General features: G+C 65.3%; 14 protein-coding genes. 13 read left to right on the forward strand and 1 reads right to left on the reverse strand.

From position 1 onward, the window contains the following. Nucleotides 1-11 precede the first annotated feature (11 nt). From AC5WEY_RS15840 to AC5WEY_RS15895, 12 genes are all read left to right on the forward strand, one after another. Nucleotides 12-1,685 (forward strand): (2,3-dihydroxybenzoyl)adenylate synthase, encoded by a 1,674-nt coding sequence (locus AC5WEY_RS15840; protein ID WP_495646619.1) that lies wholly within the window; start codon nucleotides 12-14, stop codon nucleotides 1,683-1,685. Beyond that, complete coding sequence (locus tag AC5WEY_RS15845) at nucleotides 1,682-5,044, forward strand: non-ribosomal peptide synthetase (protein ID WP_495646620.1); 3,363 nt, start codon at nucleotides 1,682-1,684, stop codon at nucleotides 5,042-5,044. The genes AC5WEY_RS15840 and AC5WEY_RS15845 overlap by 4 nt, the downstream gene beginning before the upstream one ends. Then, on the forward strand, nucleotides 5,045-12,643 hold the full coding sequence (locus AC5WEY_RS15850; protein WP_495646621.1) for an amino acid adenylation domain-containing protein: 7,599 nt from the start codon (nucleotides 5,045-5,047) through the stop codon (nucleotides 12,641-12,643). A gap of 102 nt (nucleotides 12,644-12,745) precedes the next feature. Further along, nucleotides 12,746-13,816, forward strand: a complete 1,071-nt coding sequence (locus tag AC5WEY_RS15855) for an ABC transporter substrate-binding protein (protein WP_495646622.1) — start codon at nucleotides 12,746-12,748, stop codon at nucleotides 13,814-13,816. Nucleotides 13,817-13,879: 63 nt separating this feature from the next. Then, nucleotides 13,880-15,772 carry an SIP domain-containing protein gene (locus AC5WEY_RS15860; RefSeq protein WP_495646623.1) on the forward strand — a complete coding sequence of 631 codons (1,893 nt, stop codon included), beginning with the start codon at nucleotides 13,880-13,882 and terminating at the stop codon, nucleotides 15,770-15,772. 104 nt (nucleotides 15,773-15,876) lie between these two features. Next, nucleotides 15,877-17,220 carry a salicylate synthase gene (locus tag AC5WEY_RS15865; RefSeq protein ID WP_495646624.1) on the forward strand — a complete coding sequence of 448 codons (1,344 nt, stop codon included), beginning with the start codon at nucleotides 15,877-15,879 and terminating at the stop codon, nucleotides 17,218-17,220. Next, nucleotides 17,220-17,636, forward strand: a complete 417-nt coding sequence (panD, locus tag AC5WEY_RS15870) for an aspartate 1-decarboxylase (RefSeq protein WP_057476344.1) — start codon at nucleotides 17,220-17,222, stop codon at nucleotides 17,634-17,636. Before AC5WEY_RS15865 ends, panD begins: the two co-directional genes overlap by 1 nt. Then, nucleotides 17,633-18,904 (forward strand): lysine N(6)-hydroxylase/L-ornithine N(5)-oxygenase family protein, encoded by a 1,272-nt coding sequence (locus AC5WEY_RS15875; protein WP_495646625.1) that lies wholly within the window; start codon nucleotides 17,633-17,635, stop codon nucleotides 18,902-18,904. The genes panD and AC5WEY_RS15875 overlap by 4 nt, the downstream gene beginning before the upstream one ends. A 5-nt stretch (nucleotides 18,905-18,909) precedes the next feature. Continuing rightward, entirely contained in the window at nucleotides 18,910-19,974 is a 1,065-nt protein-coding gene (locus AC5WEY_RS15880) for an iron chelate uptake ABC transporter family permease subunit (protein ID WP_495646626.1), read from the forward strand. Beyond that, a complete protein-coding gene (locus AC5WEY_RS15885; RefSeq protein WP_495646627.1) occupies nucleotides 19,971-21,035 on the forward strand; it encodes a FecCD family ABC transporter permease in 1,065 nt (354 codons plus the stop codon). Before AC5WEY_RS15880 ends, AC5WEY_RS15885 begins: the two co-directional genes overlap by 4 nt. Further along, nucleotides 21,032-21,838 carry an ABC transporter ATP-binding protein gene (locus tag AC5WEY_RS15890; protein ID WP_495646628.1) on the forward strand — a complete coding sequence of 269 codons (807 nt, stop codon included), beginning with the start codon at nucleotides 21,032-21,034 and terminating at the stop codon, nucleotides 21,836-21,838. Before AC5WEY_RS15885 ends, AC5WEY_RS15890 begins: the two co-directional genes overlap by 4 nt. 80 nt (nucleotides 21,839-21,918) lie before the next feature. Then, the gene (locus tag AC5WEY_RS15895; RefSeq protein WP_495646629.1) at nucleotides 21,919-22,812 is read left to right on the forward strand and encodes a siderophore-interacting protein; all 894 of its coding nucleotides are present in this window, start codon (nucleotides 21,919-21,921) and stop codon (nucleotides 22,810-22,812) included. Here AC5WEY_RS15895 and AC5WEY_RS15900 read toward each other — a convergent pair. Continuing rightward, the gene (locus AC5WEY_RS15900; RefSeq protein ID WP_495646630.1) at nucleotides 22,809-24,008 is read right to left on the reverse strand and encodes an FAD-dependent monooxygenase; all 1,200 of its coding nucleotides are present in this window, start codon (nucleotides 24,006-24,008) and stop codon (nucleotides 22,809-22,811) included. The two genes, AC5WEY_RS15895 and AC5WEY_RS15900, sit on opposite strands and share 4 nt — an antisense overlap. Before the next feature lie 120 nt (nucleotides 24,009-24,128). Here AC5WEY_RS15900 and AC5WEY_RS15905 point away from each other — a divergent pair, with 120 nt between their 5' ends. Then, entirely contained in the window at nucleotides 24,129-25,172 is a 1,044-nt protein-coding gene (locus AC5WEY_RS15905; protein WP_495646631.1) for an iron ABC transporter substrate-binding protein, read from the forward strand. Nucleotides 25,173-25,178: the final 6 nt, after the last annotated feature.

Consider the following 25,178-nt stretch of genomic DNA (forward strand, 5'->3'; position numbering starts at 1 on the left):
GGGAATCCACAGTGCACCCAGTCATCGAGCACCCAGATATCGAGAACCCAGCCGACTTCGTACCGTTCGACGAGAGCCGAGCCCGGACGTACCTCGACGCCGGACTCTGGCGCGAGACAACACTTCCCGACGTGTTCACGTCGTGGGTACACCGGTTCGGCTCTCGTCGCGCGGTCGTCGCCGAAGCCGAGGAACTGACGTACGACGAGCTGTATTCGCGTGTACGTGCGACCGCAGCAGGGTTTGCCGACCGCGGGATCGAGCCCGGTGATCGGGTGGTGGTGCAACTGCCCAATTCGGTGTCGTTCGCGGTTGTGCTGTTCGCGTTGCTCGAGTGCGGCGCGGTTCCCGTGCTCACTCTCCCCGCACACCGACGCCGCGAAATCGTCCATCTTGCAGCCACATCGAAAGCAGTGGCGTACGTGATTGCGAAGCGGGACGGAAGCTTCGACTACCGAGCGCTCGCCGACGAGGTAGTGGCATCGGTTCCGAGCATTCGGGACGTCTTCGTCGATGGTTCGTGCGGCTCGCACAGCCCGTTGGCTGCCGTCGTCGGTACGCCACGGGAGTTTCCACGTGCATCTGCCGCGGATGTCGCCGTGCTGTTGGTATCCGGCGGAACGACGGGTCTGCCGAAGTTGATTCCGCGTTCCCACAACGACTACGAGTACAACGCACGGGCGAGCGCCGACGTCTGTGAGTTGACGGCCGACGATGTCTATCTCGCTGTTCTCCCCGCTGCCCACAACTTTCCGCTGGCGTGTCCTGGTCTGCTCGGTGCGCTCGGGGTCGGAGCGACGGTGGTCTTCTCCCGTACCCCCAGTCCCGACCAGGTGTTCGCGCTGATCGAGAGCCATCGGGTCACGGTGACCGCCCTCGTGCCGACGTTGACGCAGCTGTGGGTCGAGGCCACCGATTGGGAGGAGGCGGACCTGTCCAGTCTGCGGTTGTTGCAGGTCGGTGGCGCAAAATTGACGCCCGAGATCGCCAAGCTCGTCGAACCAGCGCTCGGGTGCCGGTTGCAGCAGGTGTTCGGGATGGCCGAGGGCCTGTTGAACTACACGCGGGCAGGCGACGAACCAGACGTGGTGATCGGCACCCAGGGGCGTCCCCTGTCCGAGCACGACGAGATCAGAATCGTCGACGCCGACGGGAACGACGTGCCGGTAGGCGAGGTGGGCGAGCTGCTCACCCGCGGTCCGTACACCATCAACGGTTACTACGCTGCGGCAGAACACAATACGACGGCCATCACCACCGACGGCTTCTATCGCAGCGGAGACCAGGTTCGACAGTTGGCCTCCGGTCACCTGATCGTCACCGGCCGGATCAAGGACGTCATCACGCGAAACGGTGAGAATGTCGCGGCCGACGAGCTGGAGGATCTGCTGCTCACGCACGACGGAGTGGGCCGAGTGGCGGTGATCGGCGTACCCGATCCTGCTGTGGGCGAGAGCATCTGCGCGGTGATCGTGCCGAACGGCGGTGCTCCGAACGACAGTGCTCCGAACGACAGTGTCCCCAGCGTTGCCGAGGTGCGGGCGTTCCTGACCGACGCAGGCTGCGCCGGGTTCAAGCTACCCGACCGGGTGGTGGCACGAACGTCGCTGCCCGTTACGGCAATCGGCAAAGTGGACAAGGCATTGCTCGTCAGGCAGTGCGCCGAGCGGGAGGCGAGTCGATGAGCCCGGTGGATCTGGACGACGTCAAGCGTCGACTGCTGCAGGATCGGCTGCGGCGCGCCAGGGGCGGTGGCACCGTCGAGGTCGAGCGCGGTCCTCTCGCGAACCTCGAATCGCCCGAATACGACGCGCTGAAAGCACGATTCGGATCCATCGACGATGTGTGGCCTCTGTCTGCGCTGCAACTCGGGTTGGTCTATCAGGTCGGCGTCGACGCACACGCCGCCGGGCTCTACACCGTTCGGACCGTCGTCGAGGTCGATCGGATTCTGGACGGCGACGGGGTAAGGCACGCCCTGCAATCGGTGGTCGACACCACTGCGGCGTTGCGGACAGCGTTCGTCACTCCCGACGGCGGCATGCCGGTGCAAGTCGTGCTGTCGACGGTGCAGGCACCGTTGACGGTGGTGGACCTCGGTAGTTGTTCGGCGAGCGAGTTCGACGAGCAGTGGAACCGGGTACTCGCCTACGACCGGCAGCGGTCGTTCGACATCGCTGCGCCTCCACTGTTCCGGGTCACGCTGGTGCACTTGCCCGACGGTGTCGACCGCCTGCTGACGACCTATTGGTTCGGGTGTTTCGACGGCGGCTCCTCGGCGTTGTTGGTCTCTCGCGTTCTGGAGCAGTACGACGGCGCGAGCCCGAACCTCGATCACGGCTACCGGGAGTACCTGCGGTGGTTGACCTCTCGCGACCGGTCCGGGTCCGAACGTGCATGGCAACGCTGGTTCGGCGACGTCGACACCCCGACATTGGTGGCCGATCCGGGTCGGGGCGGTGACGAGGCTCCCCGGCGCGTCGAACGCAGACTGTCGCGGGCGGTGTCCGGTCGACTGGATTCGGTTGCGCGCGAAACAGGCTCGACACTGTTCACGGTGCTCGCTGCCGCCTGGGCCAGCGTGCTGATGCGTGTATCCGGTCGATCCGACGTGGTCTTCGGCACCGCAGTTGCCGGGCGTCCGATGGAGGTGCCGGGCTCGGAGCGTGCCATCGGTGCGTTCATCAGTACCGTTCCGCTCAGGGGCGCGGCTGGCGGATCCGATACTGCCGCAGATATCGCCACGCGGGTGCAGGACCAGCGCCTGGATCTGATGGCACACGACACCCTCGGTCTCGGCGGGATTCAGAAGGCGATCGGTGCCGGTGCGCTGTTCGACACCCTGCTGGTGCTGCGCAACGCGTCCGGTCCTGCAGCCGACGCCGATGCCACGCGGGGACGGCAGGTGCGACACATCTCGACCGTCGACGGCTCGGAGTTCCCGGTGTCGATTGCCGTCGACCCGGGGAGCGAGCTGAACCTGTCGGTGACGTACCTGCCCGGCTCGGTGGACGACGATCGCGCACGGTACCTGCTCGACTCCTTCGAGAGTGCTCTGAAAACCGTTGCCGATCAATCCGATCTGCCGATATCGCAGTGGCCTGCACCGGCAACCGAATCGATGAGCATCGCGGACAACGGTTTCGACGACAGGCTCGAGCGGCTGCGCGATTCCACGATCGCCGAGTTGCTCGCCGACCGCGCCGCGTCCATCCCCGAGACGACGGCGCTGGTGTGCGGAGACGAACGAGTGACGTTCGGGAAACTGGACTCTCGGGTCGATGCGTTCGCGCGTGCTCTGCTGCGCCGTGGAGCCGGGCCGGAGCGCATCGTTGCCCTCGCGCTGCCGCGGTCCGTAGAGATGGTGGTGGCGCTGTTCGCGGTACTACGCACCGGGTCGGCCTACCTCCCCCTCGAACTGGACTACCCCAACGATCGACTCGACGTCATGTTGGCCGATGCAAAACCGGCGATCCTGGTGACGACCACTGAAACGCAGGCGCGTGGACTGTCCAGCGGTGCCGATCCGATGATCATCGACGATCCCGCTGTGGCCGAGGAGTTGATGGCTCGTGTAGACCCGTCGGAGGCCGTTTCGAGCGAATTCGCGCCCGGCACACCCGGTCGCCTCGAGCACCCGGCCTACGTCATCTACACCTCGGGTTCGACCGGCACACCCAAAGGCGTCGTCACCCCGTACCGGGGCCTGACGAACATGCAGATCAACCACCGAGACGAGATCTTCGGCCCCACCATCAACACTGCCGGTAATCGGACGCTGCGGATCGCGCACACCGTGTCGTTCTCCTTCGACATGTCGTGGGAAGAGCTGTTGTGGCTCGTCGAAGGCCACGAGGTGCATGTCTGTGACGAGGAATTGCGCCGCGACGGTCAGGCATTGGCGCGATACTGCGAGCAGAACCTGGTCGACGTGGTGAACGTGACGCCCACGTATGCCGGGCACCTGCTGGATCTGGGACTGCTGGACGAGCACGACGGGCATCGGATTCCGCTGGTCCTCCTCGGCGGGGAGGCGGTTCCCGATTCGTTGTGGCAGCAACTGGGAGACGTCGGATACAACCTGTACGGCCCCACCGAGTACACGATCAACGCGCTCGGTGCCGGCACGCGGCAGAGCAACGGCCCGTCGATCGGTGGGCCGATCCTCGGTACGCGCGCCTATGTTCTGGACCAGTGGCTGCGACCCGTTCCGGTGGGATCCGTCGGTGAGCTGCACCTGTCGGGTGTCGGTCTGGCCCGCGGCTACCTGCACCGATACGGCCAGACCGCAACCAGATTCGTCGCAGATCCCTGGTCGCCGGGTGAGCGGATGTATCGCACCGGCGATCTGGTTCGGATCAGGCCCGACGGCCTCTTCGACTATCTCGGCCGTGCCGACGACCAGGTCAAGATCCGCGGCTATCGCGTGGAAACCGCGGAAGTCGAGCGGGCAGTGGCGAACTGCCATGCGGTTGCCGGCGCGGTGGTTCGGGCGGTGGAGATCGGCGCGGGCACTCGTGCGCTCGCGGCGTACGTGGTCCCCACCGACGGCGTAGCGTCCGAGGACCGTTCCGCGCTGTTCGGATCAATTCGGGACGAGCTGGCGTCAGTCTTGCCGGAGTACATGGTTCCCACGTTGTTCGCTGCGCTGGAGCGTATTCCGATGACCATCAACGGCAAGCTCGATGTGCGGGCTCTCCCCGCTGTCGATGCCGCGGGCGGGGGCACGTTCGTGCCGCCGCGAACACCGGTGGAGACGATGTTGTGCGAGATCGTCGAGGCGGTTCTCGGGGTCGGCCGGGTGGGTATCGACGACGATTTCTTCGCCCTCGGCGGTGACAGCATCACCTCACTCGCTGTGGCGTCGCGGGCGCGCACGGCGTCCATCCCGCTGGCACCGCGGGAGGTGATGCGCAAGCGAACGGTGCGGATGTTCGGGGCGGAGCTCGTCACCGAGGACACCGCCCGACCCGCGGTATCTGCCGAGGCGGCCACCATGGATCTGTCCCAGGACGAGCTCGACGAATTCGAAAGCAGTATGTGAGTGACGAACACGACGGCCGAGACCGCGGCAACTCCGCAATCCAAGATCGCTGCAGTTCTGCCGCTCACCGCGCTGCAGGTCGGTATGTATCTGCAGTCGAGTCTTGCTGCAGCGAAACAGGATCCGTACCTCTCGCAGACGGTGTTGGACCTGACCGCCCCGGTTCGAGTCGACCGCCTCACTCGAGCTCTCGAGCACCTACTCGAGCGTCATCCGAACATCAAAGCGTTATTGCGCCAGCGCCGCAACGGTGATCTGGTGTGGGTGGTTCCGCGCGCGTCGGCACCGGAACTGACAGCTGTCGAAGATGACTGGAACGATCATCTCGACCGCGACAGAGCCGCCGCATTTGTGTTCTTCGACGGGCCGTTGATTCGGTTCTCGTATTCGGTCGGCCCCCGGCCGCCGCGGGTACTGATCACCTACCATCACGCCCTGATGGACGGATGGTCCGAGGCCATCTTCGTTCGGGAGCTCATCGCTCTCTACGAACACGGAGAATCGGCTGCGTTGCCGCCGGCACCCGACTACCGCAATTACCTTGCGTGGACGGCAGGTCAGGACCGCGACGCGGCCAGGGCGCACTGGGCGGATCACCTCGACGGCGTCGAGCGCCCCACGTTGATCGCCGGTGATGCACCGCAATCGAATTCGTGCTCGCGCATCGATCTCGACATCGACGAGGCGCTGGCCCGACGCGTGGCGAACTATGCGCGCAGCCGCGGTGTGACGACGAACGTGGTGGTGCAGGTGGCCTGGGCGTCGATGCTCGCGGCTCGCACCGGAGCAGGCGACGTGACGTTCGGAATGGCGAGCTCAATAAGGCCGTTCGATCTCGACGGTGCGGACGCGATGGTCGGTCTCTTGCTGAACACCGTGCCTGTTCGGATTCGATTCGGTACGAGCGGGTCCGTCGCGGATGTGGTCGATCGCCTGCAGACAGATCACCTCGACCTGGAGGAGCACCGATTTCTGGGACTGTCCGAGATCGCCGGAACCGTAGGTGGCGATGCGCTTTTCGACACGATCGTCGTGTATCAGAACTACCCGGCACTACCTTCCGATGCGAGCGCTGCCGTCGACGAGGTCACGGTGCTGGGCGCTCATATGAGCTTTCCGATGGCTCTGATCGTCGGTCCCGACCCTGCTCTGTGGGCTTTCGTGCTGCACGACGTCGCAGCCGTCGATCATCGTTCGGCCACGGAGTGCGCCGAGACCTTCGTCGAGATGCTCGACCGGATGACGAGCCGTCCGGACGTCGATGTGCCGCAGCTCCTCTCGGCCCCCGATGGTCAGGGATACAGCGTCGGCCCGGAACGGGCAGTGTCGACACTGGAGATGGCCCTCGCCGACAGGTTCGCAAAGTCGAGCGAGGACATCGCGTTGACGGTCGGCGGTGACGCGATCACCTACACCGAACTCCGATCCCGGGTGGCCGAGGTGTCGGCCCGGCTACGCAGCTGGGGTATCGGGACCGAGAGCCACGTCGCTATTGCTCTCGGCAGGGGCGTCGACATGGTGGCGGCACTGCTCGCGACCATTGATTTGGGTGCGGTGTTCGTACCCATCGACATTCGCTACCCGCGTGAGCGCATCGACCACGTGCTCGCGGACTCTCGCCACGACATTCTGTTGGTCGACGATGCGACCCCCACCGCGCTGACCGCTCTCGAGACCGCGACGAGAATCGATACGAGCTCGGCTACCCAGGTGGTGGAAGAACCCTTCGCCCGGAGCATCCCGGGTGACTGCGGGGCCTATCTGGTCTACACCTCGGGTTCGACCGGAACGCCCAAGGGAGTGCTGGGAACCAGAAGCGCGCTCGCCAATCGTCTGCACTGGGCAACGCTGCACTGGGGCGGTCCGACGAGCCGGATCGCCAAGAGCTCACTGTCGTTCATCGACGGAGCAACCGAACTGCTGACCGGAATTCTCGCGGGCCAACGTCTGGTGCTGGCGCAGGATCACGAGTATGCCGATGCGAGGGCGTTGGTCGAGCTTCTCGCTCGATCCGGGGCCCAGCAGATCACCGCCGTGGGGTCACTCGCCGCGGCATTGGCGACGACGTCGCCGCAGGAATGCGGTTCGCTGACCAGTTGGATCCTCAGCGGAGAGCCGTTGACCAGCAACACGATCGATGCGATCGGAGGAGCCACGCCCGATGCGTCGGTGCACAACTCCTACGGTTCCTCCGAGGTGGCGGGCGACGTTGCCGTGCACAGGGTCGCAGGCGACCCGGCCGTCATCGGAGCGGCGGTGGACAACACGGTGCTCGGCGTGCTCGACGAGCGACTGCGTCCGCTGAGAACAGGGATCGGCGGTGACCTCTACGTCTCGGGCGTGCAGGTCGCCCGTGGATATTTCGGTAGACCGGTCGAGACCGCCGCACGATTCGTTGCAGACCCGGGCGGGGACGGCGGACGGATGTACCGCACCGGTGACCGCGCCCGCATTCTCGACGACGGTTCGCTCGAATTCCTCGGACGTGCAGACCGGCAGGTCAAGGTCCGGGGCCATCGCGTCGAGCTGGGGGAGATCGAAAACCTCACTGCCGATATCGATTCCGTCGATGCGTGCGCAGTGGTCGCGGTGACCGACGACGCGGGCGCAACCGTACTCGTTGCGTACGTGACCCCCGGCGATGTCGATGCGGCCGCACTACGCGACGTCCTGCGGCGTCGGGTGCCCGACTATCTGGTGCCTGCGTTCTGGGTAGCGATCGATCGCCTACCGAGTACTCCCAACGGCAAGACGGACTTGGTGGCGCTGACGCAGCGCGGTATCCCAGAGACCGGACCGAGCCGGTCACGTGCAGCTGCCAGCGACGGCGAGCATTGCCTCGTCGAGCTGTTCGCCGACGCGACTCGTGCGAGTGCCGAGTCGATCGGGGTCGACGACGATTTCTTCGCGTTGGGCGGCGACAGCATCACCGCCATCACCTTGGTTCATCACGCACGGGGTGCCGGATTGGCGATCACGACCGCCGACGTCTTCGAGTGCCGCACTGTCGCTGGACTGGTCGAGCGAGCCGGACGCAACGAAACCGTCAGCACTGCAGCAGAACCTGAGAACAGCGCGCCGCTCCTGGACGCACGGGACGTGGCCGAGTTGCGCGCACTCGGTATCGATCCCGAGCTCGCACGTCCGGCAACTCCGCTGCAGCAAGGCCTGGCATTCCAGTCGGTCGCTGCAGGGGACGGACTCGAGGAAATCTACGTCATCGCCACCGAGTTCGAGGTACGAGGCGAGCTACACATCGGAGAACTCGAGGACGCGCTCGACGCACTGTCCGAGCGCCACCCGGCTTTGCGCTCACGCTTTCTCACCCTGAGTACGGGGGTCACCGTCGCGGTCCGCGACACGGAACGAGTGCACGTGCGCAGGCACGTGGTCGACGATCCGGAATCACCCTCGGCGCGCGCTCTGGTCGACGGGGATCGAGCCCCCTTCGACATCGAGCACGGCCCCCTGGTGCGAGTTCTCCTGCTGGACTGCGGGGAACAGCTGCATCGGGTGGTACTGACCGTGCATCACCTTCTCGTCGACGGTTGGTCGATGGGGACCGTCGGCACCGAGTTGTTCATGCTCTACCGTCGCCGAGATCCAGCGGCTCCGGCGTCGTTCGACGACTACCTTCGTTGGCTGTCGCGGCGGGACGGCTCGTCCATCGATGTGTGGCGTCGAGCGCTCGGCGGCGACGTGGTGCCGACAATCCTGGCACCGACAGCCTCGCCGTCCGAGGAGCGATCCGAGGCTCGAGAGATCGAAATGCGGTGGGATGCGCAGGACTCGGCACGCCTGGCCGCCTCCGCTCGTCGTCGATCGGTGACCGCGAGCGAATTGATCAATGCGGCATGGGCCGTGGTGCTCTCGGCGTTCACCGATTCCGGATCGGTGATGTTCGGATCCACGGTGTCGGGACGCCCGACCGACCTGGACCGTGTCGGCGACATGGTCGGGTTGTTCATCAACACCATCCCGGTGCGCGTCGACATCGGGCCCGACGCCACCGTGTCGTCGGTTCTCGCGGGCCTCCGCGATTTCTCCGTCGCCGTGGCCGCACACCATCACGTCGGTCTCGCTGACATTCAGAAGGCACTCGGCGGGGGAACGCTGTTCGACACCCTCGTGGTGTTCGAGAACTTCGCTGCCGCCGATACCTCCGGTGTCGACACCGAGGACTTCTCGGTCTCGGTCGCCGGGTTCCACACGGTGACGCACTACCCGTTGACGTTGACGGTGTTTCCGGGTGAAGAACTGCGGTTGGTCGTCGAATATCGGAGCGACGCAGTATCGGTCGAGCTGGCCCGGGCGGTGGCGTCGGCCATGACGGCAGTGCTTCGGACATTTGCCGACGCGGGGGATCCACCCATTGCGTCGGTGCCCCTCGTGGACGAGGCAACGGCGTACCGGCTCACCGACGAACAGGCCGGCATCGCGCGCACCTATCCGTCCGAGACGTTGGTCGACCTCTTTGCCGAACAGGTGGCGCTGCAGCCCGATGCGATCGCCGTTCAGGACGCCGCCACGGCACTGACGTTCGCCGAGTTGGACTGCGTGTCCAACAGAACCGCACGGTGGCTCATCGGTGCAGGTGTGGGTGCCGAGGACCTCGTGGCCGTCATGGCCCCGCGGACCGCGATCACGATGGCGGCAATCCTCGGCGTGATGAAGTCCGGGGCCGCGTATCTGCCCGTCGATCCGAACTGGCCGGCCGAGCGCACCGGCCAGATTCTCGACGACGCACAGCCGGTGGTCACGGTGGCCGCGGAATCCGTTGCATCGCTTGCTGCTTCACCCGCCGATTCGGTCGGCATCACCGATGCCGAACGGCGGGCACCGATGCATCACGACCACCCTGTGTATTCGATCTACACCTCGGGCACGACAGGTGTGCCCAAGGGCGTTCTGGTTCCACACCGTGGCCTGACGAACCTGTACCACTCGCATCGCGAGAACGTGCACGAACCGGCTGCCCGACGCGCGGGCAAGTCGACTCTGAACGTGGCGCACGCGTGGTCGATGGCGTTCGACGCGTCCTGGCAGCCGCAACTGTGGCTGTTCGGCGGCCACACAGTGCATTTGATCGATCCCGAGACAGTTCTCGACCCAGTGGAACTGACGGCTCGGTTGACCGCGCTGTCGGCAGACTTCATCGAGGTCGTGCCGTCGTTGCTCGAGCAGATGATGAGATCGGGTTCGATCGACACACTCTCGACGGTCGGGGTCGGGGGAGAAGCAGTGTCTGCCGAGCTGTGGAATCGGTTGCGCAGCATGCAGAATCTGGTGGCGTACAACTTCTACGGGCCGACCGAAGCGACGGTCGATGCGGTGTACACGTCCACCGAACTGTCCTGTGATCCGGTGATAGGCCGGCCGGTGACCAACATGCGGGCCTATGTGCTGGACAGAAGTCTTCGACTGGTGCCGCCCGGTGTGTTCGGCGAGCTCTACCTCGCCGGGCCCGGCGTCGTGCGGGGATACCGGAATGCGCCGGGGCGCACGGCACACCGATTCGTTGCCGATCCCTTCACGGCAGACGGCACGCGGCTCTACCGGACCGGGGACCTCGTCGCGTGGACCGAGAACGGCACACTGCGGTACGGGGGACGCTCGGACGATCAGGTGAAAATTCGCGGTCACCGCGTCGAAGTGGGCGAGGTCGAGGTCCGGCTCCGCGAGTTCGACTTCGTGGCCGACGCGCGGGTGGTGGTGCGAGGTTTCGAGAACGGCAATGCCGCACTCGCCGGCTATGTGGTGGCAGAACAGGGACATTCGCTCGATACCGACGTCGTTCGTGCCCGACTGCGCGGTCTGCTGCCGTCGTACATGGTGCCGGCGTCGCTGACCGTGCTCGATGCATTTCCCGTCCTACCGAACGGAAAGCTCGATACTTCTGCATTGCCCGAACCCGAGCTCGCGACGCGCTCCGGCCGTCCCCCGAATACCGATGCAGAGCGGCAGATCTGCACGGCCGCAGCTGCGGTGTTGCACGTGACCGAGGTCGGTGCCGACGACGACTTCTTCGAGCTGGGCGGAGACAGCATCATGGCGATGGAGCTGGCCGCGAGGCTCCGGTCTGCGGGCCTCACGGTGTCGCCGCGGCACATCGTGTCACTTCGAACACCGGAAGGCATTGCACAAGAGATTGTTTCGACAGGCTCGCAGCCCGATGTCGTCACGATCGATCCGTACGGAACCGTGCCGTTGACACCCATTGTGCGGTGGATGGACGCGCTCGATGGGCCCATCGACGAGATCTCGCAGGCGGTGTTGCTCGAGGTCCCGGCGTCGCTCACCGAGGATTCGTTGACGGAGCTCATCGCCCTGATGGTGGCCAGGCATCCGATTCTGCACTCGTGCTTCGAGCGCAATCCCGGCTCCGAGTCGATCTTCACGGTGTTGCCCGACGGTATTGCCGACGTGCGTCGGTGGATACGCATCGTCGATGTCGACGGATTGACCGAGTCCGAGCTGGCCGCCCGTGTCGGTGTCGAGTCGCGAACTGCGCAAACCCGATTGAGCCCGGCCGACGCGAGGATGGTCGACATCGTGTGGCTGCGACACCGAACCGCCCCACAGTCGTCCGGAGAGCTGCTGATCACGCTGCATCACCTCGTGGTCGACGGCGTGAGCTGGCGGATCCTGTTGCCCGATCTGGCCGCTCTGTGGAAACACACACCCACCGAGCGAAGCCCGATCGGTCCGTCGATGCGGCAGTGGGCGCACGAGGTGCTCGCGCTCGCAACCGCACCTCGGGTTCTTGCCGATCTGGACTACTGGGTGAGTATCGGCGACGGTGCGACATCGATTCCTCTGGCGCGTCCGCTCGATCCTGCGGTCGATACGGGTGCCCGCGTGCGCACTGTCGACTTCGCGCTGCGACAGGACGAGAGTGGGCAACTATTGTCGGCCGCTACAGTTCGCCTCGGCGTCTCCGTCGAACACCTGTTGTTGGCCACGTTTGCAGCTGCAACGGCGGAGTGGATCGACAGTGAGATCACGACCACGCAGTCGTTCCTGGTGGACGTCGAAGGTCACGGACGGACGGGGGTCGCGTCGGATCGGGTGGATGGTTCGTCGGTGGTCGGCTGGCTCACGGCAGTGTTCCCGCTGCGCATCACCGCGCGGAGCGAGGATTACCGCACACTGATCGCGTCCGAGGCGAATTGTGCTGCTGCAGAATCTGTTCTGTACGAATTGGCGGAATCGGCCAGGCAGTCGAGGGAGTCCGTACCGGGGGATGGATCCACGTACGGAATGCTGCGGTGGATGGGCGGCGATGCCGAAGGCGTGCTGCGCCGAACTCCTCCTGCAGCAATCGAATTCAACTACCTCGGTCGTTTCGACGCGGCAATCGGCGGGCCGTTCGGTGCCAGCCGGTTGCGCAGCAGTCTCGACTCGACCCCCGGTGGCGCGACACCGTGCGGCTATGCGCTGATCGTGGACAGTTACATCCACGACGAGCACGGCTCGTCGGTGCTGGGGGTGACGATGACCTGGCCTGGGGAGGTGCTCGACGGCGTCGAGAAACTCGCGACATTGTGGCACGAGGCGTTGTCTGCAACGTGTCGAATCCTCGACACCGCGGCAAGCTAGTGAGGCAAGCATTACCTCATTAGTGTTACCTTGTCAGTCGCCTCACCCGGTCGGGTGTGGGACGCCGAAGCGCGTGGTCGAGTCGAGAGGTACCGAGCAACGATGAAGGTTCGTACGAAGTGGACGAGGAGCGCCGCGTCGATTGCGCTCGCCGGAGGGCTCACCATCGCTCTCGCCGCCGGCTGCAGCAGTACAGAGGAAGCGCCGGCAACCGAGTCCACCACCGCTGCGGCGGAATCGGCATTCCCGGTCACCATCGATTCCGCACTCGGATCCGCGACGATCCCCGAGGCTCCGACGCGCATCGCCACCTGGGGTTGGTCCAACCAGGACGCCGTTCTCGCCCTCGGAGTCGTGCCCGTCGCCATGCCGACCTTCGACGGCGCACAGTACGGAGCGGACGACCGCGGCATCTTGCCGTGGGACGCGAAAGCGCTCGCCGACCTGGGCGGAGAGACCCCGGCGCTGCTGACCGGCGACGGAACCGGAGCGGTCCCGGTCGAGCAGTTCGCCGCCGCAGCCCCGGATCTGATCTTCGCCCCGTACTCGGGATTGACCCAGGAAGAGTTCGACAAGCTCTCCGACATCGCACCGGTCGTCGCGTACCCGGACGAGCAGTGGACGACCTCGTGGGAAGACCAGCTCACCATCGCGGGCAAGGCCCTCGGTAAGGAGAAGGAGGCCGCAGATCTGGTCTCCGGAGTCGAAGGTTCCATCTCCGACGCGGCCGCGAAGTATCCGGCGCTGCAGGGCAAGACGGTCACCATCGCACTCCCCAATGCCCCCGGCACGTTCGCCGTCAGCAAGGACGACGACGTCCGTGTCGAGTTCCTCGAACAGCTCGGTCTTGTGAACGAGCCCACCATCCAAGAGGTCGACCCGGCCAAGGATCCCGATGCCGTGTACTTCGAGCTCAGCCTCGAGCAGGCCTCTCTGCTGAAGTCTGATGTGCTGTTCGTCGTCGCCTACGACAAAGAATCGCTCGGCGGCTTCCTGGCCGAACCGGCTGTGGCCTCTCAGCCCGTGCTGGCGCAGGGTCGTACCGCATCCACCGAAAGCCTCAGCGTCGACAAGAACTTCGCGTTCGGCGGCCTGACGGTGCTCACCATTCCGTACATCCTCGACGACGTGGCATCGGCGCTGAACACCGCCGCCGAGAACGTCCAGGGCTGATCCGAGCCCAGGCCCACCCGACGCACCACACATCTGCATTCCCGCTAAGGAGCGTGTTTCACAGTGGCAAGGTCTCATCGACTTCAGGTCGTCTTTCCCGAAGTCATCCGAACGGCCACCGTGATCGACACGCAGCAACTCAGTTCGGGAATGCGCAGGATCGTGTTGGGTGGGCCGCAGCTGCGGGAATTCTCGCGAGACGGCTTCGACTTTCCGGCGCTGCGTAGCGAGGGATTCGACGACTTCGTCCGCCTGTTCTTCCCGCTCGACGACAACGGCACGATGGCTCTACCGGTGCAACACGAGCGCACAGTGGAGTGGCCGCGGGACCCGCGGCCACTGACCCGCAACTACACCGTGCGCACCGTCGATGCCGAGACTGCCGAAGTGACGCTCGATTTCGTCACTCACGACACTGGAATCGCGTCGACGTGGGGGCGTCGCTGCGCCGTGGGTGATTCCATCCCACTGCTGGGCCCGGTGCGCTCGGGTCACGCACCCGCCGAGGTGGATTGGGTGTTGCTCGTCGGCGATGAGACCGCGTTGCCTGCTGTTGCTCGCTACCTCGACGAAGCCGGAGCAGGTGAGCGAATCCGGGTGTTCGTCGAGGTGGCCGACGCCGAGCGAGAACTACCACTGCCGACGGCCGCCGACGCCGAGATCACCTGGGTCCACCGCGACGGCGCGGTTGCCGGCACCGGAGACCTGCTGGAAACAGCCGTACGTAATGCGCCCTGGTGGGAGGGAACCGTGTTTGCCTGGGTAGCAGGCGAATCCACAACACTCAAAGGCATCAGGCGATACCTGCGCGAGGATCGCGCGATGCCGCCGGAGATGGTCGAGGTCACCGGCTACTGGCGTCGCGCAGAGGTTCTCACCCGCGCGGACGATCCGGAAGTTCCCGATCTGAACGCCCGCGAATCCGAGCCGTTCGACAGGCTCGCCGAACGAGCGGAAATGTTCTCCCCCTTCGCGATCAGGGCCGCCAACACGTTGCGTATCCCGTTGCATGTCTCCCGCGGCATCCGCACCGTCGACGAACTGGCCACGGCCACCGGCACCGATTCGCGGGCCCTGGCAAAATTCGTTCGCTACCTGCGGTCCGTCGACGTGCTCACCGAGGATTCGGACGGCGGTGTGATTCTCGCCGATATCGGTGAAGCCATGCTCGGTGACGACTGGATTTCGCACTGGCTGGATTTCGACGGTATCGAGGCGCGAGTGGAATTGTCGATCACCGGACTCGTCGAGAGCCTGCGCACCGGCGCTGCCAGTGCGAGCCTGCTGACCGGCAAGACGTTGAGCGAGGACCTCGCCGGCTCGCCTCGGCTGACGGAACTGCATCACAACCACATTGCGGACGAGGCAGCCTTCCTGGGTCCTGCTCTGGTCCAGGACTATTCGTTCGACGGCCTGTCCACGGTGGCGGTGACCGGTGCCGCATCCGGGGTGGTGCTCGGCTCGATCCTGACGGGCCACGACGCGATGTCGGCAACCGTTCTCGGACTACCGAGCGAGCTCGACCTCGTCCGACGAGATCTGCAGAAGTGGCCGGAACTGCACGGGCGCGTGATCGAATGCGCTCAGAGTGTCGTGTCCGAACCGCGCAACAACCCTGCGGGTGGGTTCGACGCATACCTGTTGCTCGAGGTCACCGGCCACTACCGCGACGACGATCTGGCGTTGCTGCTGGCGAGCGCGGCAGCAGGCCTGTCCGAGAGCGGGAAACTGATTGTGGTGGAACGACTGTCGGACGATGGTGTGATCAACGAGGATCAGGCCGAGTTCGATTTGTTGATGCTCTGTATGCACGGCAGTGGAGTGCGAACCAGAGCCGAGTTCGAGTCGGTCGCAATCGCAGCAGGCCTGGTGGTGACCGCGTCTCGTCTCGTCGGCTGGGGTATCGCGGTCCTCGATCTGCAGCGTGCGACCGAAGCCGTTGTGCGCCAGGGGTAGTTAGGTTAGCGTTGCCTATCGAAGGCGCGCAGCAATGCCCCGAGCATGTCGGTTGCGCGCGATGCGCGGTCCAGGACCGAATCACCGTCAGGAGTGCACACACTATGACCGTTGTCGAAGAGACGGCGTCGGGCACGGCCGAGACCACCACCCTGCAGTACGGATTGCAGACGGTGGTCACACTGGCCGAATCCGGCTTGTTCGACGAGTACGTCGTGTACGAGGACAGAGGACGCTGGGTGTTCGCGGGCGGCGTGGTCGCTCGCATCGTCCTGCAACCGGATGTCGTCACGACCACGTGGGGGAACGGCGAGCCGACGGTGCGTCGGTGGTCGGGTAGTCCGTCGACGGCGTTGCGGGAGGCCTGCGACGGTCTGACCCGAGAATCCTGGAATGCGTACGGGTTCGTCGGATTCGGGTTCGCGGCCCACCTGCACGGTATGACGGGCTCGTGCGACTCCGACGAGGTGCTCGGTCATCTGGTCGTACCCCGCGTCGAGGTCCGATTCGGTGCCGACCAGCACGACGTCGAGGTGACCGGGAGCGAGGAGGACCGCGCCGCGGTGCTGGCCGTACTCGCGGACGCCTCCGCCCAGGAGCCGCCTACAGTGCATTCGATCGATGTCGGCGGAGATCTCGACGACTATCGCGCTCGGGTACAGCAGGCCGTCACGGAAATTCACCGCGGTGACTACGCCAAAGTGATTCTCTCTCGCACGGTGCGCATTCCGTTCGATCTGGACATGCCGGGCACCTACCGAGCCGGACGCGCGGCGAACACCCCGGCTCGCTCGTTCCTGCTTCACCTGGGCGACCTGCGTGCAGCAGGCTTCAGCCCGGAACTGGTTGCGTCCGTGGACGCACACGGTGTGGTCACCACCGAACCGCTGGCAGGCACGCGGGCCTTCGGTCTCGGCTCCGAGGCCGACTCCGCAGCGAAGACCGATCTCGAACAGGATCCCAAGGAGATCACCGAACACGCTGTGTCCGTCCGTACCTCGTTCGAGGAGCTCGAATCCATCGCGTGCCCTGGGTCGACCGCGGTCTCGGATTTCATGAGCGTGCGCGAGCGTGGAAGCGTCCAACACCTCGCATCGACCGTGCGGGCACGCCTGCGTGAGGACCTGTCCTGCTGGGATGCCTTCGGGGCGCTGTTCCCGGCCGTCACGGCGTCGGGAATTCCCAAACGCGAGGCCATCGAGGCCATCGGGAGGCTCGACGACCCTCGCGGTCTGTACTCGGGTGCCGTCGTGAAGGCGTCGTCCACGGGGGAACTCGAAGCAGCCCTTGTGCTTCGAGCCGTCTACGAACAGCGCGGATCGGCATGGCTGCGCGCCGGTGCCGGCATCGTCGGCCAGTCGACACCCGATCGCGAATTCGACGAAACCTGCGAGAAGCTCGCCAGCGTTGCCCCATATCTCGTCCGCACGAAGGAGGAAGACGCCTGATGCATCGCACCATGTTGGGTGGAAAGATCCACCGCGCCACAGTCACTCATGCCGATCTGCACTACGTCGGCTCGATCACCATCGACTCCACGCTGATGCACGCCGCCGATCTGATCGAGGGTGAGCAGGTCCACGTCGTCGACATCACCAACGGAGCGCGCCTGGTGACGTACGTGATCGAAGGACATCCCGGTTCCGGAGTCATCGGAATCAACGGTGCCGCAGCGCATCTGGTCTCACCGGGCGATCTGGTGATCATCATGTCGTTCCGGCAGGTGGAAGATTCGGAGCTGTCGGCGCACAGTCCTTCGGTGGTGCACGTCGACTCTGCCAACGAGATCGTGGCCCTCGGAGTCGATCCGTCCGAGCCGGTTCCGGGCGCGCTGGACCAGCTGTCCGGGGCGAGCGTTCGATGACATCGCACGAGAACTACGACATCGTCGGAGTCGGATTCGGGCCGTCCAATCTCGGTCTGGCCATCGCGATCGAGGAACACAACCGAACGTGCGCGCCGGCCGAGCGGCTGACCTCGTGCTTCATCGAGTCCAAGGACGAATTCGCCTGGCATCCCGGAATGCTGTTGCCGGGGACGACGATGCAGATCTCGTTCCTCAAGGACTTGGCCACCCAGCGCAACGCCAGCAGCGAGTACACATTTCTGGCCTATCTGTCCGAACAGGGCCGACTCAACCACTTCATCAATCTGCAGACGTTCTTCCCGAGCCGGCTCGAGTTCCACGACTACCTGTCGTGGGCCGCAGGCAAGGTCGACGCGACGGTGCACTACGGCACCCGAGCGGTCGATGTCGTCGACACCGGTGACGGTTTCGGCGTCCGCACCGAGGGCCGACGAAGCGGCACCGTGCGCGGTCGAAACATCGTGCTGGCCGGTGGTTTGACGGCCACCCTGCCCGACGGGGTGACCGCGTCGGCGCGGCAGTTCCACAATCACGACCTGCTCGGGCACCTGGACCGACTGCCGTCGCGGACGCATCGTACGTTCGTCGTCGTCGGTGCGGGGCAGAGCGCTGCCGAGGTGGTGGACTACCTGCACTCGACCTACCGCGATTCCTCGGTGCACGCAGTGCTCCGCAAGTACGGGTACAGCCCGGCCGACGACAGCCCCTACGCCAATCGCATCTTCGATCCGACGGCCGTCGACGACTTCTATTCGTCGTCGCACACGCTGCGTGATCAGTTGCTGCACTATCACCGCGGCACGAACTATTCCGCGGTCGATCTGCCGCTGATCGAAGAGTTGTACGCGCGTGAGTACGCCGAACGAGTCAGCGGAGAGCGCCGGCTGTTCGTGCACGGAGCATCGCGATTGGTCGACGCCGTCGAGGATCAGTCCGGCGTCCGGGCTGCCGTCGAGCACGGCCCTACCGGGCTGACCGAGGACGTACTGTGCGACGCTGTCGTCTATGCCACCGGCTTCACGTCCCTCGATCTCCCCGAGATCCTCGGTCCGCTGTTCGACGCCGTCGAGTTCGACACTCGCGGTCCGCGCGTGACGCGGGACTATCGGCTCGTCCTGCGTGAACCGAGCGCGGGGTCGATCTATCTGCAGGGCGGGACCGAGCACACGCACGGTCTGACGTCGTCGCTGCTGTCCAACATCGCTGTTCGTAGCGGTGAGATCGTGAAGTCCGCCGTGAGCACGAGGGTGCGAACGGTGGTGTGAATCGGGTGCGTACGAGCGTGGGCGACGAGCCGGAACAGCGAGATGTTCCGGCCGAAGTCGTCGGTCTCGCGCGCACCGATGCACGGCGGGCCGCAGGGCTGTTCGTCGTCATCGGAATCCTCGCCGCGCTGTGCCTGGTGAGTATCGCGGTGGGTACCGAATACATCCCCCTCGGTTCGGTGTGGCACGGCCTGTTCTTCTCCGACGGGTCGACCGAATCCGTAATCATCCGCGAACTACGGCTTCCGAGAACAGTTCTCGGCCTTCTCGTCGGGGCGGCGCTCGGGGTTGCCGGTGCACTGATTCAGGCGATGACGCGAAATCCTCTGGCCGACCCGGGCATCCTGGGTGTCAACGCCGGGGCGGCGTTCTTCGTCGCGATCGCCGTGGGCGTGCTGGGCTTCACCAGCATCGACTCCTACATCTGGTTCGCGTTCGCCGGTGCCGCGCTCGCCGCGGTCGCGGTGTACGCACTGGGGTCGATGGGGCGAGCGGGCGCGACGCCGGTTCGCCTGACGCTGTCCGGAATTGCGCTCGGTGCGGTACTCGGCGGAATCACCTCCGGCATGCTGCTGCTCGACCCGGATGCCTTCGACCGCATGCGGTTCTGGAGCGCGGGGTCTTTGGCCGGGCGCGGCCTGGACATCGTGACGGCGACCGGACCGTTCATCGCGCTCGGGCTGTTGCTGGCTGCCCTCGTCTCACGTCCGCTCAACGCGATCGCACTCGGTGACGATCTGGCGCAGTCGTTGGGGGCGCGAGTGATCCGTACGCGCATCATCGGTGTTGTCGCAGTGACTCTGCTCGCCGGTGCCGCGACCGCCGCGGCCGGGCCTATCGGATTCGTCGGACTGATGGTCCCGCACATGGTGCGGTGGTTCGTCGGACCGGATCAGCGCTGGATTCTGATCTACACGGTGTTCGCGGCACCGGTGCTACTGCTGCTCTCCGACGTGGTGGGCCGCATCGTGATCCGCCCCGGGGAGCTGCAGGTGGGCATCGTCACCGCTTTTGTCGGCGCTCCGGTACTGATCGTGCTGGTCCGCCGAAAGAAGGCGAGCGGACTGTGACCCCGGGACAGCACGGCAACGTGGACTTCGGGCGGCGACTGTGGATCGTTCGACTGCATGATCGGGTGGACGGTCGAATCGACATCCGAACGGTGGCGGTGTGTGCTGCACTGCTACTGGTGACTGCAGTGGTCGCCGTCGTTGCGATCGGTACCGGCGATTACTACATTCCGCCGAACAAGGTGCTCGCCGCGGTGGTCGGCGACGCCTCGCGCATCACCGAGATCATCGTCATGGAGTGGCGGTTTCCTCGGGTGGTCCTGGCATTCCTGTTCGGCGGTGCCCTCGGCGTCTCCGGTGCGGTTTTTCAATCGTTGACGCGAAACCCGTTGGGCAGCCCCGACATCATCGGATTCGCCACCGGGGCGTACACCGGCGCGCTCGTCGTCATCCTCACCCTCGGCGGTGGTTACTACCAGACCGGAGCGGGCGCGCTCGTGGGCGGACTGGCCACGGCCGCAGTGGTGTATCTGCTTGCCTACAAGCGCGGCGTGCAGGGCTTTCGGCTGATCATCGTCGGGATCGGCGTCAGCGCGATGTTGGCCTCGATCAGCACCTGGTTGGTCGTGAAGGCCGATCTGGCCGACGCGATCGCGGCCGCCGTCTGGGGCGCGGGAAGTCTCAACGGGTTGGGGTGGGCGCAGGTGTGGCCCGCGCTGGCTGTGTCGGCCGTCATTGCCCCGTGCCTGGCAGTGTTGTCGCGTCGGCTACCGATGCTGGAGATGGGGGACGACGCGGCACGAGCGCTCGGGGTGCGGGCAGAACCGACCCGCCTGATGCTGGTATTTCTCGGCGTTGCGTTGATCGCATTGGTCACCGCGGCCGCGGGACCCATCTCGTTCGTCGCGCTCGCCGCGCCGCAACTCGCTCGCAGGCTTACCGGCACATCGGGAGTGTCGATGGTACCCGCAGCCTGTATGGGAGCGCTGTTGCTGATCGTGAGCGATGTTGTTGCACAGCGTGCCTTTGCCCCGACTCAGCTGCCGGTCGGCGTCGTGACCGTATCGGTCGGCGGCGCATACTTCGTGTGGTTGTTGGCGCGGGAAGGCAGGATGCAGTGACAGAGCCTCGATTGCACACCGACGACATCACGGTCGGATACGACAAGAGCGTGATCATCGAGAACCTGACCGTCGCGATTCCCGACGGCAAGTTCACCGTCATCGTCGGGCCCAACGCCTGCGGTAAATCGACACTGCTGCGAGCGCTCTCGCGGCTGCTGAAACCTTCGCGAGGGGCCGTTCTGCTGGACGGCAACGAGATTGCGTCGTATCCGGCGAAGGAAGTGGCTCGACGCCTCGGCCTGTTACCCCAGACCTCGATCGCCCCTGACGGTATCTCGGTGGCCGATCTCGTTGCGCGAGGACGATATCCGCATCAGAAGTTGATCCGGCAGTGGTCGACGGCTGACGAGGCTGCCGTGGTCCAGGCCATGGACGCCACCGGCGTGACGTCGCTGTCGGCCCGGCAGGTCGACGAACTGTCCGGCGGACAGCAGCAACGAGTCTGGGTGGCAATGGTTCTCGCGCAACAGACACCGCTGTTGCTTCTGGACGAGCCGACGACGTTTCTCGACATCGCCTATCAGATCGAACTGCTCGATCTGTTGGCCACGCTGCCCCGCGAGAACGGCAATACTCTGGTCGCGGTGCTGCACGACCTCAACCATGCGTCCCGGTATGCCGACCACATCATCGCGATGAAGGACGGCGCGGTGGTCACCGAAGGTCCGCCTGCGGAGATCGTCACCGCAGAGCTGGTCGAGTCGGTGTTCGGACTGCCGTGCCGCATCATCGACGATCCGGAATCGCATACGCCGCTGGTGATACCCAAGGCGGTGGGTCGCAAGCTAGGCAAGGCTTAGTTTAGAATGTGGGCAGATGGCATCAGAGCTAGCCGGAAGGTTCTCTCGAGTAAACGACGAGATATGTATCGAGGACGAAGATGAGTGAACGACCGAGTGGCTTCTACTACGCCGACGTCGTTGCGGTGGAGCAGCTCACGGTGCACATGGTGCGCGTGACGTTCGGCGGCGAGCATGTGGCGGGCTACCGCACCCTCGGGGTGCCCGACGAGTGTGTCGGCGTCTATTTTCCTCGGGCCGGGGAGATGAAGCCGCCGCCGATGACCGAGGTCGACGGTGTGTGGTGGTTCCACGGTCTGGACGACGCACCGGAGGGCCGCAACTACACCATTCGGCGCCTCGACGTGGATCGCGGTGAGCTGACCATCGACTTCTTCGCACACGAGGGCGGCGTCGCGGCCACGTGGGCGCAGCAGGCCGCCCCGGGGCAGACGGTGTTGTTCACGCGTCCACGATCCTGGTATTCACCTCCCGCCGACGTCGAATGGCTGCTGCTGGTCGCCGACATGACCGGGCTGCCCGCACTCGGCCGGCTCGTCGAACAATTGCCGGCCGGCGCGAAGGCTCACGCCATTGTCGAGGTGCTCGAGCGCGGCGATATTCAATCCTTCGAAACCTCGGCCGACGTCACGTTCGATTGGCGTGTCGGGACCGGAAACGGAGATAGCGCAAGCGTTCTCGACGATGCCGCGTTGGCGTACCCGCTACCCGAAGGATGCGGCTACGTGTGGTTCGCCGGTGAGGCGTCGTCCTCGCGTCGGGTGCGGAAGTACTTCCGTAAGGATTTGGGTTACGACATAGCGCATTTCGACATCATCGGATATTGGCGGGCAGATTCCGAGAAGTGGCTCGAGAAGTACAAGCAGTACCAGGAGGAAGCGCTGGCGGTGTACAACGGCGTCATCGAATCCGGTCGCACCGAGCAGGAAGCCAGTGAGGCATTCGATGCGCTGCTCGAGCGGGTAGGGCTTTAGCCAGCGTTGTCGAACTCGTAGTCCGGCAATTCCAGCGTCGCCGCGTCGGGAGCGAGGAACTTACTGGTGACGGCCTGTACCGGCTTCGATCCGGCCAGGCGCAGCACGCTACGGAAAGCAGCAACTCCCACAGCAGTTTTGGGATGCGCAACGCGAGGCACGCCGGGCGGAAGCTTCTGAGCCTGCTCGACGAACGGCCGCATCCGCGTCTCGAAGGCCTCGAATCCGGCGCGATGATCGCTCGCCCGGGCGAGTTCGCCGGCCAGAACATACGCACCGGTGACCGACAACGTGGTGCCCATGCCACTCAACGGCGTTGCGCACCAAGCGGCGTCGCCGAGCATCCCGATTCTGCCGTTCGACCAGCGCGGGGCCTTCACCTGCGCGAGGTAGTCGACGTAGAGTTCCGAATCCGGTCCCAGCGAGTCGAGAATTCGGGGCACTTCCCAGCCGACGTCGGCGAACTTCGCCCGTAAGGCGGCAATCACCTGCTCGGTGGACGCGCCCTCGTACCCGCCGTCGTAGGACACCCAGGACAGGCTGAAACGCGTCGTGCCGAGGTTGTCCGGGCGCAGATTGGCGACTCTGGATCCGGGGGCGTTGCACCAACGCCACCAGCCGTCGTCGCTCGGTCCCTTCGGCAACACCCCGTAGGCGGTGTACAGGCCGACCGGTGTGGTCTCGGCCTCGGCAGGAAACACCAGTTCTCTGCTGCTGGAACGGACTCCGTCGGCGAACAGTACGAGATCGAACCTCTCCGATGCGTTCGACCCGAACGTGACATCCACGCCGTCGGCATCCTGAGCCACACCGACGACGCGATCGCCGTACCGGTACTCGGTTCGCGGACCGGCTGATTCCACGAGAATCCGAGCGAACTCGCCGCGCAGAATTTCCAACTCCGCCGTCGGTCCGTCATGGGAGCTGTCGCCGACCGGGAAAGCGGCGATGGTGGCGTCGTTCTCGTCGACGAATCGGGTGCCCTTCTCGGTGGTGCCGTTGGCGAGCAACGTCGCGTCCATGCCCATCCGCCGCAGCACCTCGCGACCCGATCCACGGACGTCGATGTTCTGGCCGCCGTGCCGCAGGTGCGGAGCGCGTTCGACGACGGTGACGTCGTAACCGGCCTTGTCGAGCCAGAAAGCCACGATGGGTCCGGCGATGCTGGCACCGGTGACGAGCACACGCGAAGTCATGAGGGCGGTAATGCCCAGGCGGGTGGCCGTTCAATCCGGAGGGGGGAAAGTAGCTGAGCCTCACCTTGGTGGTGTACTTTCATCGAATTGTCCGAATAACCCGTTTTCGTCAGGAGAACCGTGTTCACCGTTCGCCGTCTGGCGCTGCTCTCGTGCAGCGCAACCCTCGCCCTCGGTCTCGTCGCCTGCAGCTCGGATAGCTCTTCCGACGAAGGCACGTCCACCTCCGAGTCCGCCACCGCAGACACCGCGCTGGTGGTGTACTCCGGCCGCGGTGAAGAACTCGTCGACCCGCTGATCGAGCGCATCGGCGGCGGTATCGAGGTCGACTATTCGGGCAACACCAACGCCCAGGCCGCGAAGATCCTCGAAGAGGGCGACGCGACGCCGGCCGACGTGTTCTACGGACAGGATGCAGGTGCCCTCGGCGCTCTCGACGAGGCGGGCGCACTCGCGCCGCTGCCCGAGGACATCCTCTCGCTCGTCCCCGAGCAGTACCGTGGCACCGACGGCACCTGGGTCGCCACCTCCGCACGGGCCCGCGTGCTGGCCTACAACTCCGACTCGGTGCAGGCAGCAGACCTACCCACCGGCATCGACGGACTGCTCGACCCCCGTTGGCGCGGACAGATCGGCTACGCACCGACCAACGCGTCGTTCCAGGCCTTCGTCACGGCCCTGCGCGTGCAGCGGGGTGAGGACGGTGCTCGCACCTGGCTCGAAGGATTCGTCGCCAACGAGCCCGTCGCCTTCGAGGGCAACGGCCCGCTGCTGACTGCCGTCAACGACGGACAGGTCGCCACCGGCCTGCTCAACCACTACTACTGGTACCCGTTCAAGGACGAGAACGGCGCTGACGCTCCCGTCGAGCTGCACTACTTCGAGCCCGGTGACCCCGGCGCGCTGATCAACGTCGCCGGTGCCGGTGTGCTGGCTGCGTCGGACAACCAGGAGGCTGCATTCGACTTCGTCCGCGAGCTGCTCTCGACCGAATCGCAGACCTACTTCGCGAACGAGACCGCCGAGTACCCCGTCATCGACGGAGTCACCTCGGATTACGACCTGCCGCCGCTGTCCGAGCTGGGCTCCACCGATCTCGATCTGGGCCGGCTCTCGTCCCTCGAGGAGACCCAGACCCTGCTCACCGACGTCGGAATCATCTAGTCGGTG

This window comes from Rhodococcoides sp. S146-33, assembly GCF_059489205.1.

Excerpts from the sequence above, each read along its gene's own strand:
- AC5WEY_RS15875 (WP_495646625.1), top strand. The coding sequence starts at position 17,633 with ATGACATCGCACGAGAACTACGACATCGTCGGAGTCGGATTCGGGCCG.
- AC5WEY_RS15900 (WP_495646630.1), bottom strand. The coding sequence starts at position 24,008 with ATGACTTCGCGTGTGCTCGTCACCGGTGCCAGCATCGCCGGACCCATC.
- AC5WEY_RS15845 (WP_495646620.1), top strand. The coding sequence starts at position 1,682 with ATGAGCCCGGTGGATCTGGACGACGTCAAGCGTCGACTGCTGCAGGAT.
- AC5WEY_RS15865 (WP_495646624.1), top strand. The coding sequence starts at position 15,877 with ATGACCGTTGTCGAAGAGACGGCGTCGGGCACGGCCGAGACCACCACC.
- AC5WEY_RS15855 (WP_495646622.1), top strand. The coding sequence starts at position 12,746 with ATGAAGGTTCGTACGAAGTGGACGAGGAGCGCCGCGTCGATTGCGCTC.
- AC5WEY_RS15895 (WP_495646629.1), top strand. The coding sequence starts at position 21,919 with ATGAGTGAACGACCGAGTGGCTTCTACTACGCCGACGTCGTTGCGGTG.
- panD (WP_057476344.1), top strand. The coding sequence starts at position 17,220 with ATGCATCGCACCATGTTGGGTGGAAAGATCCACCGCGCCACAGTCACT.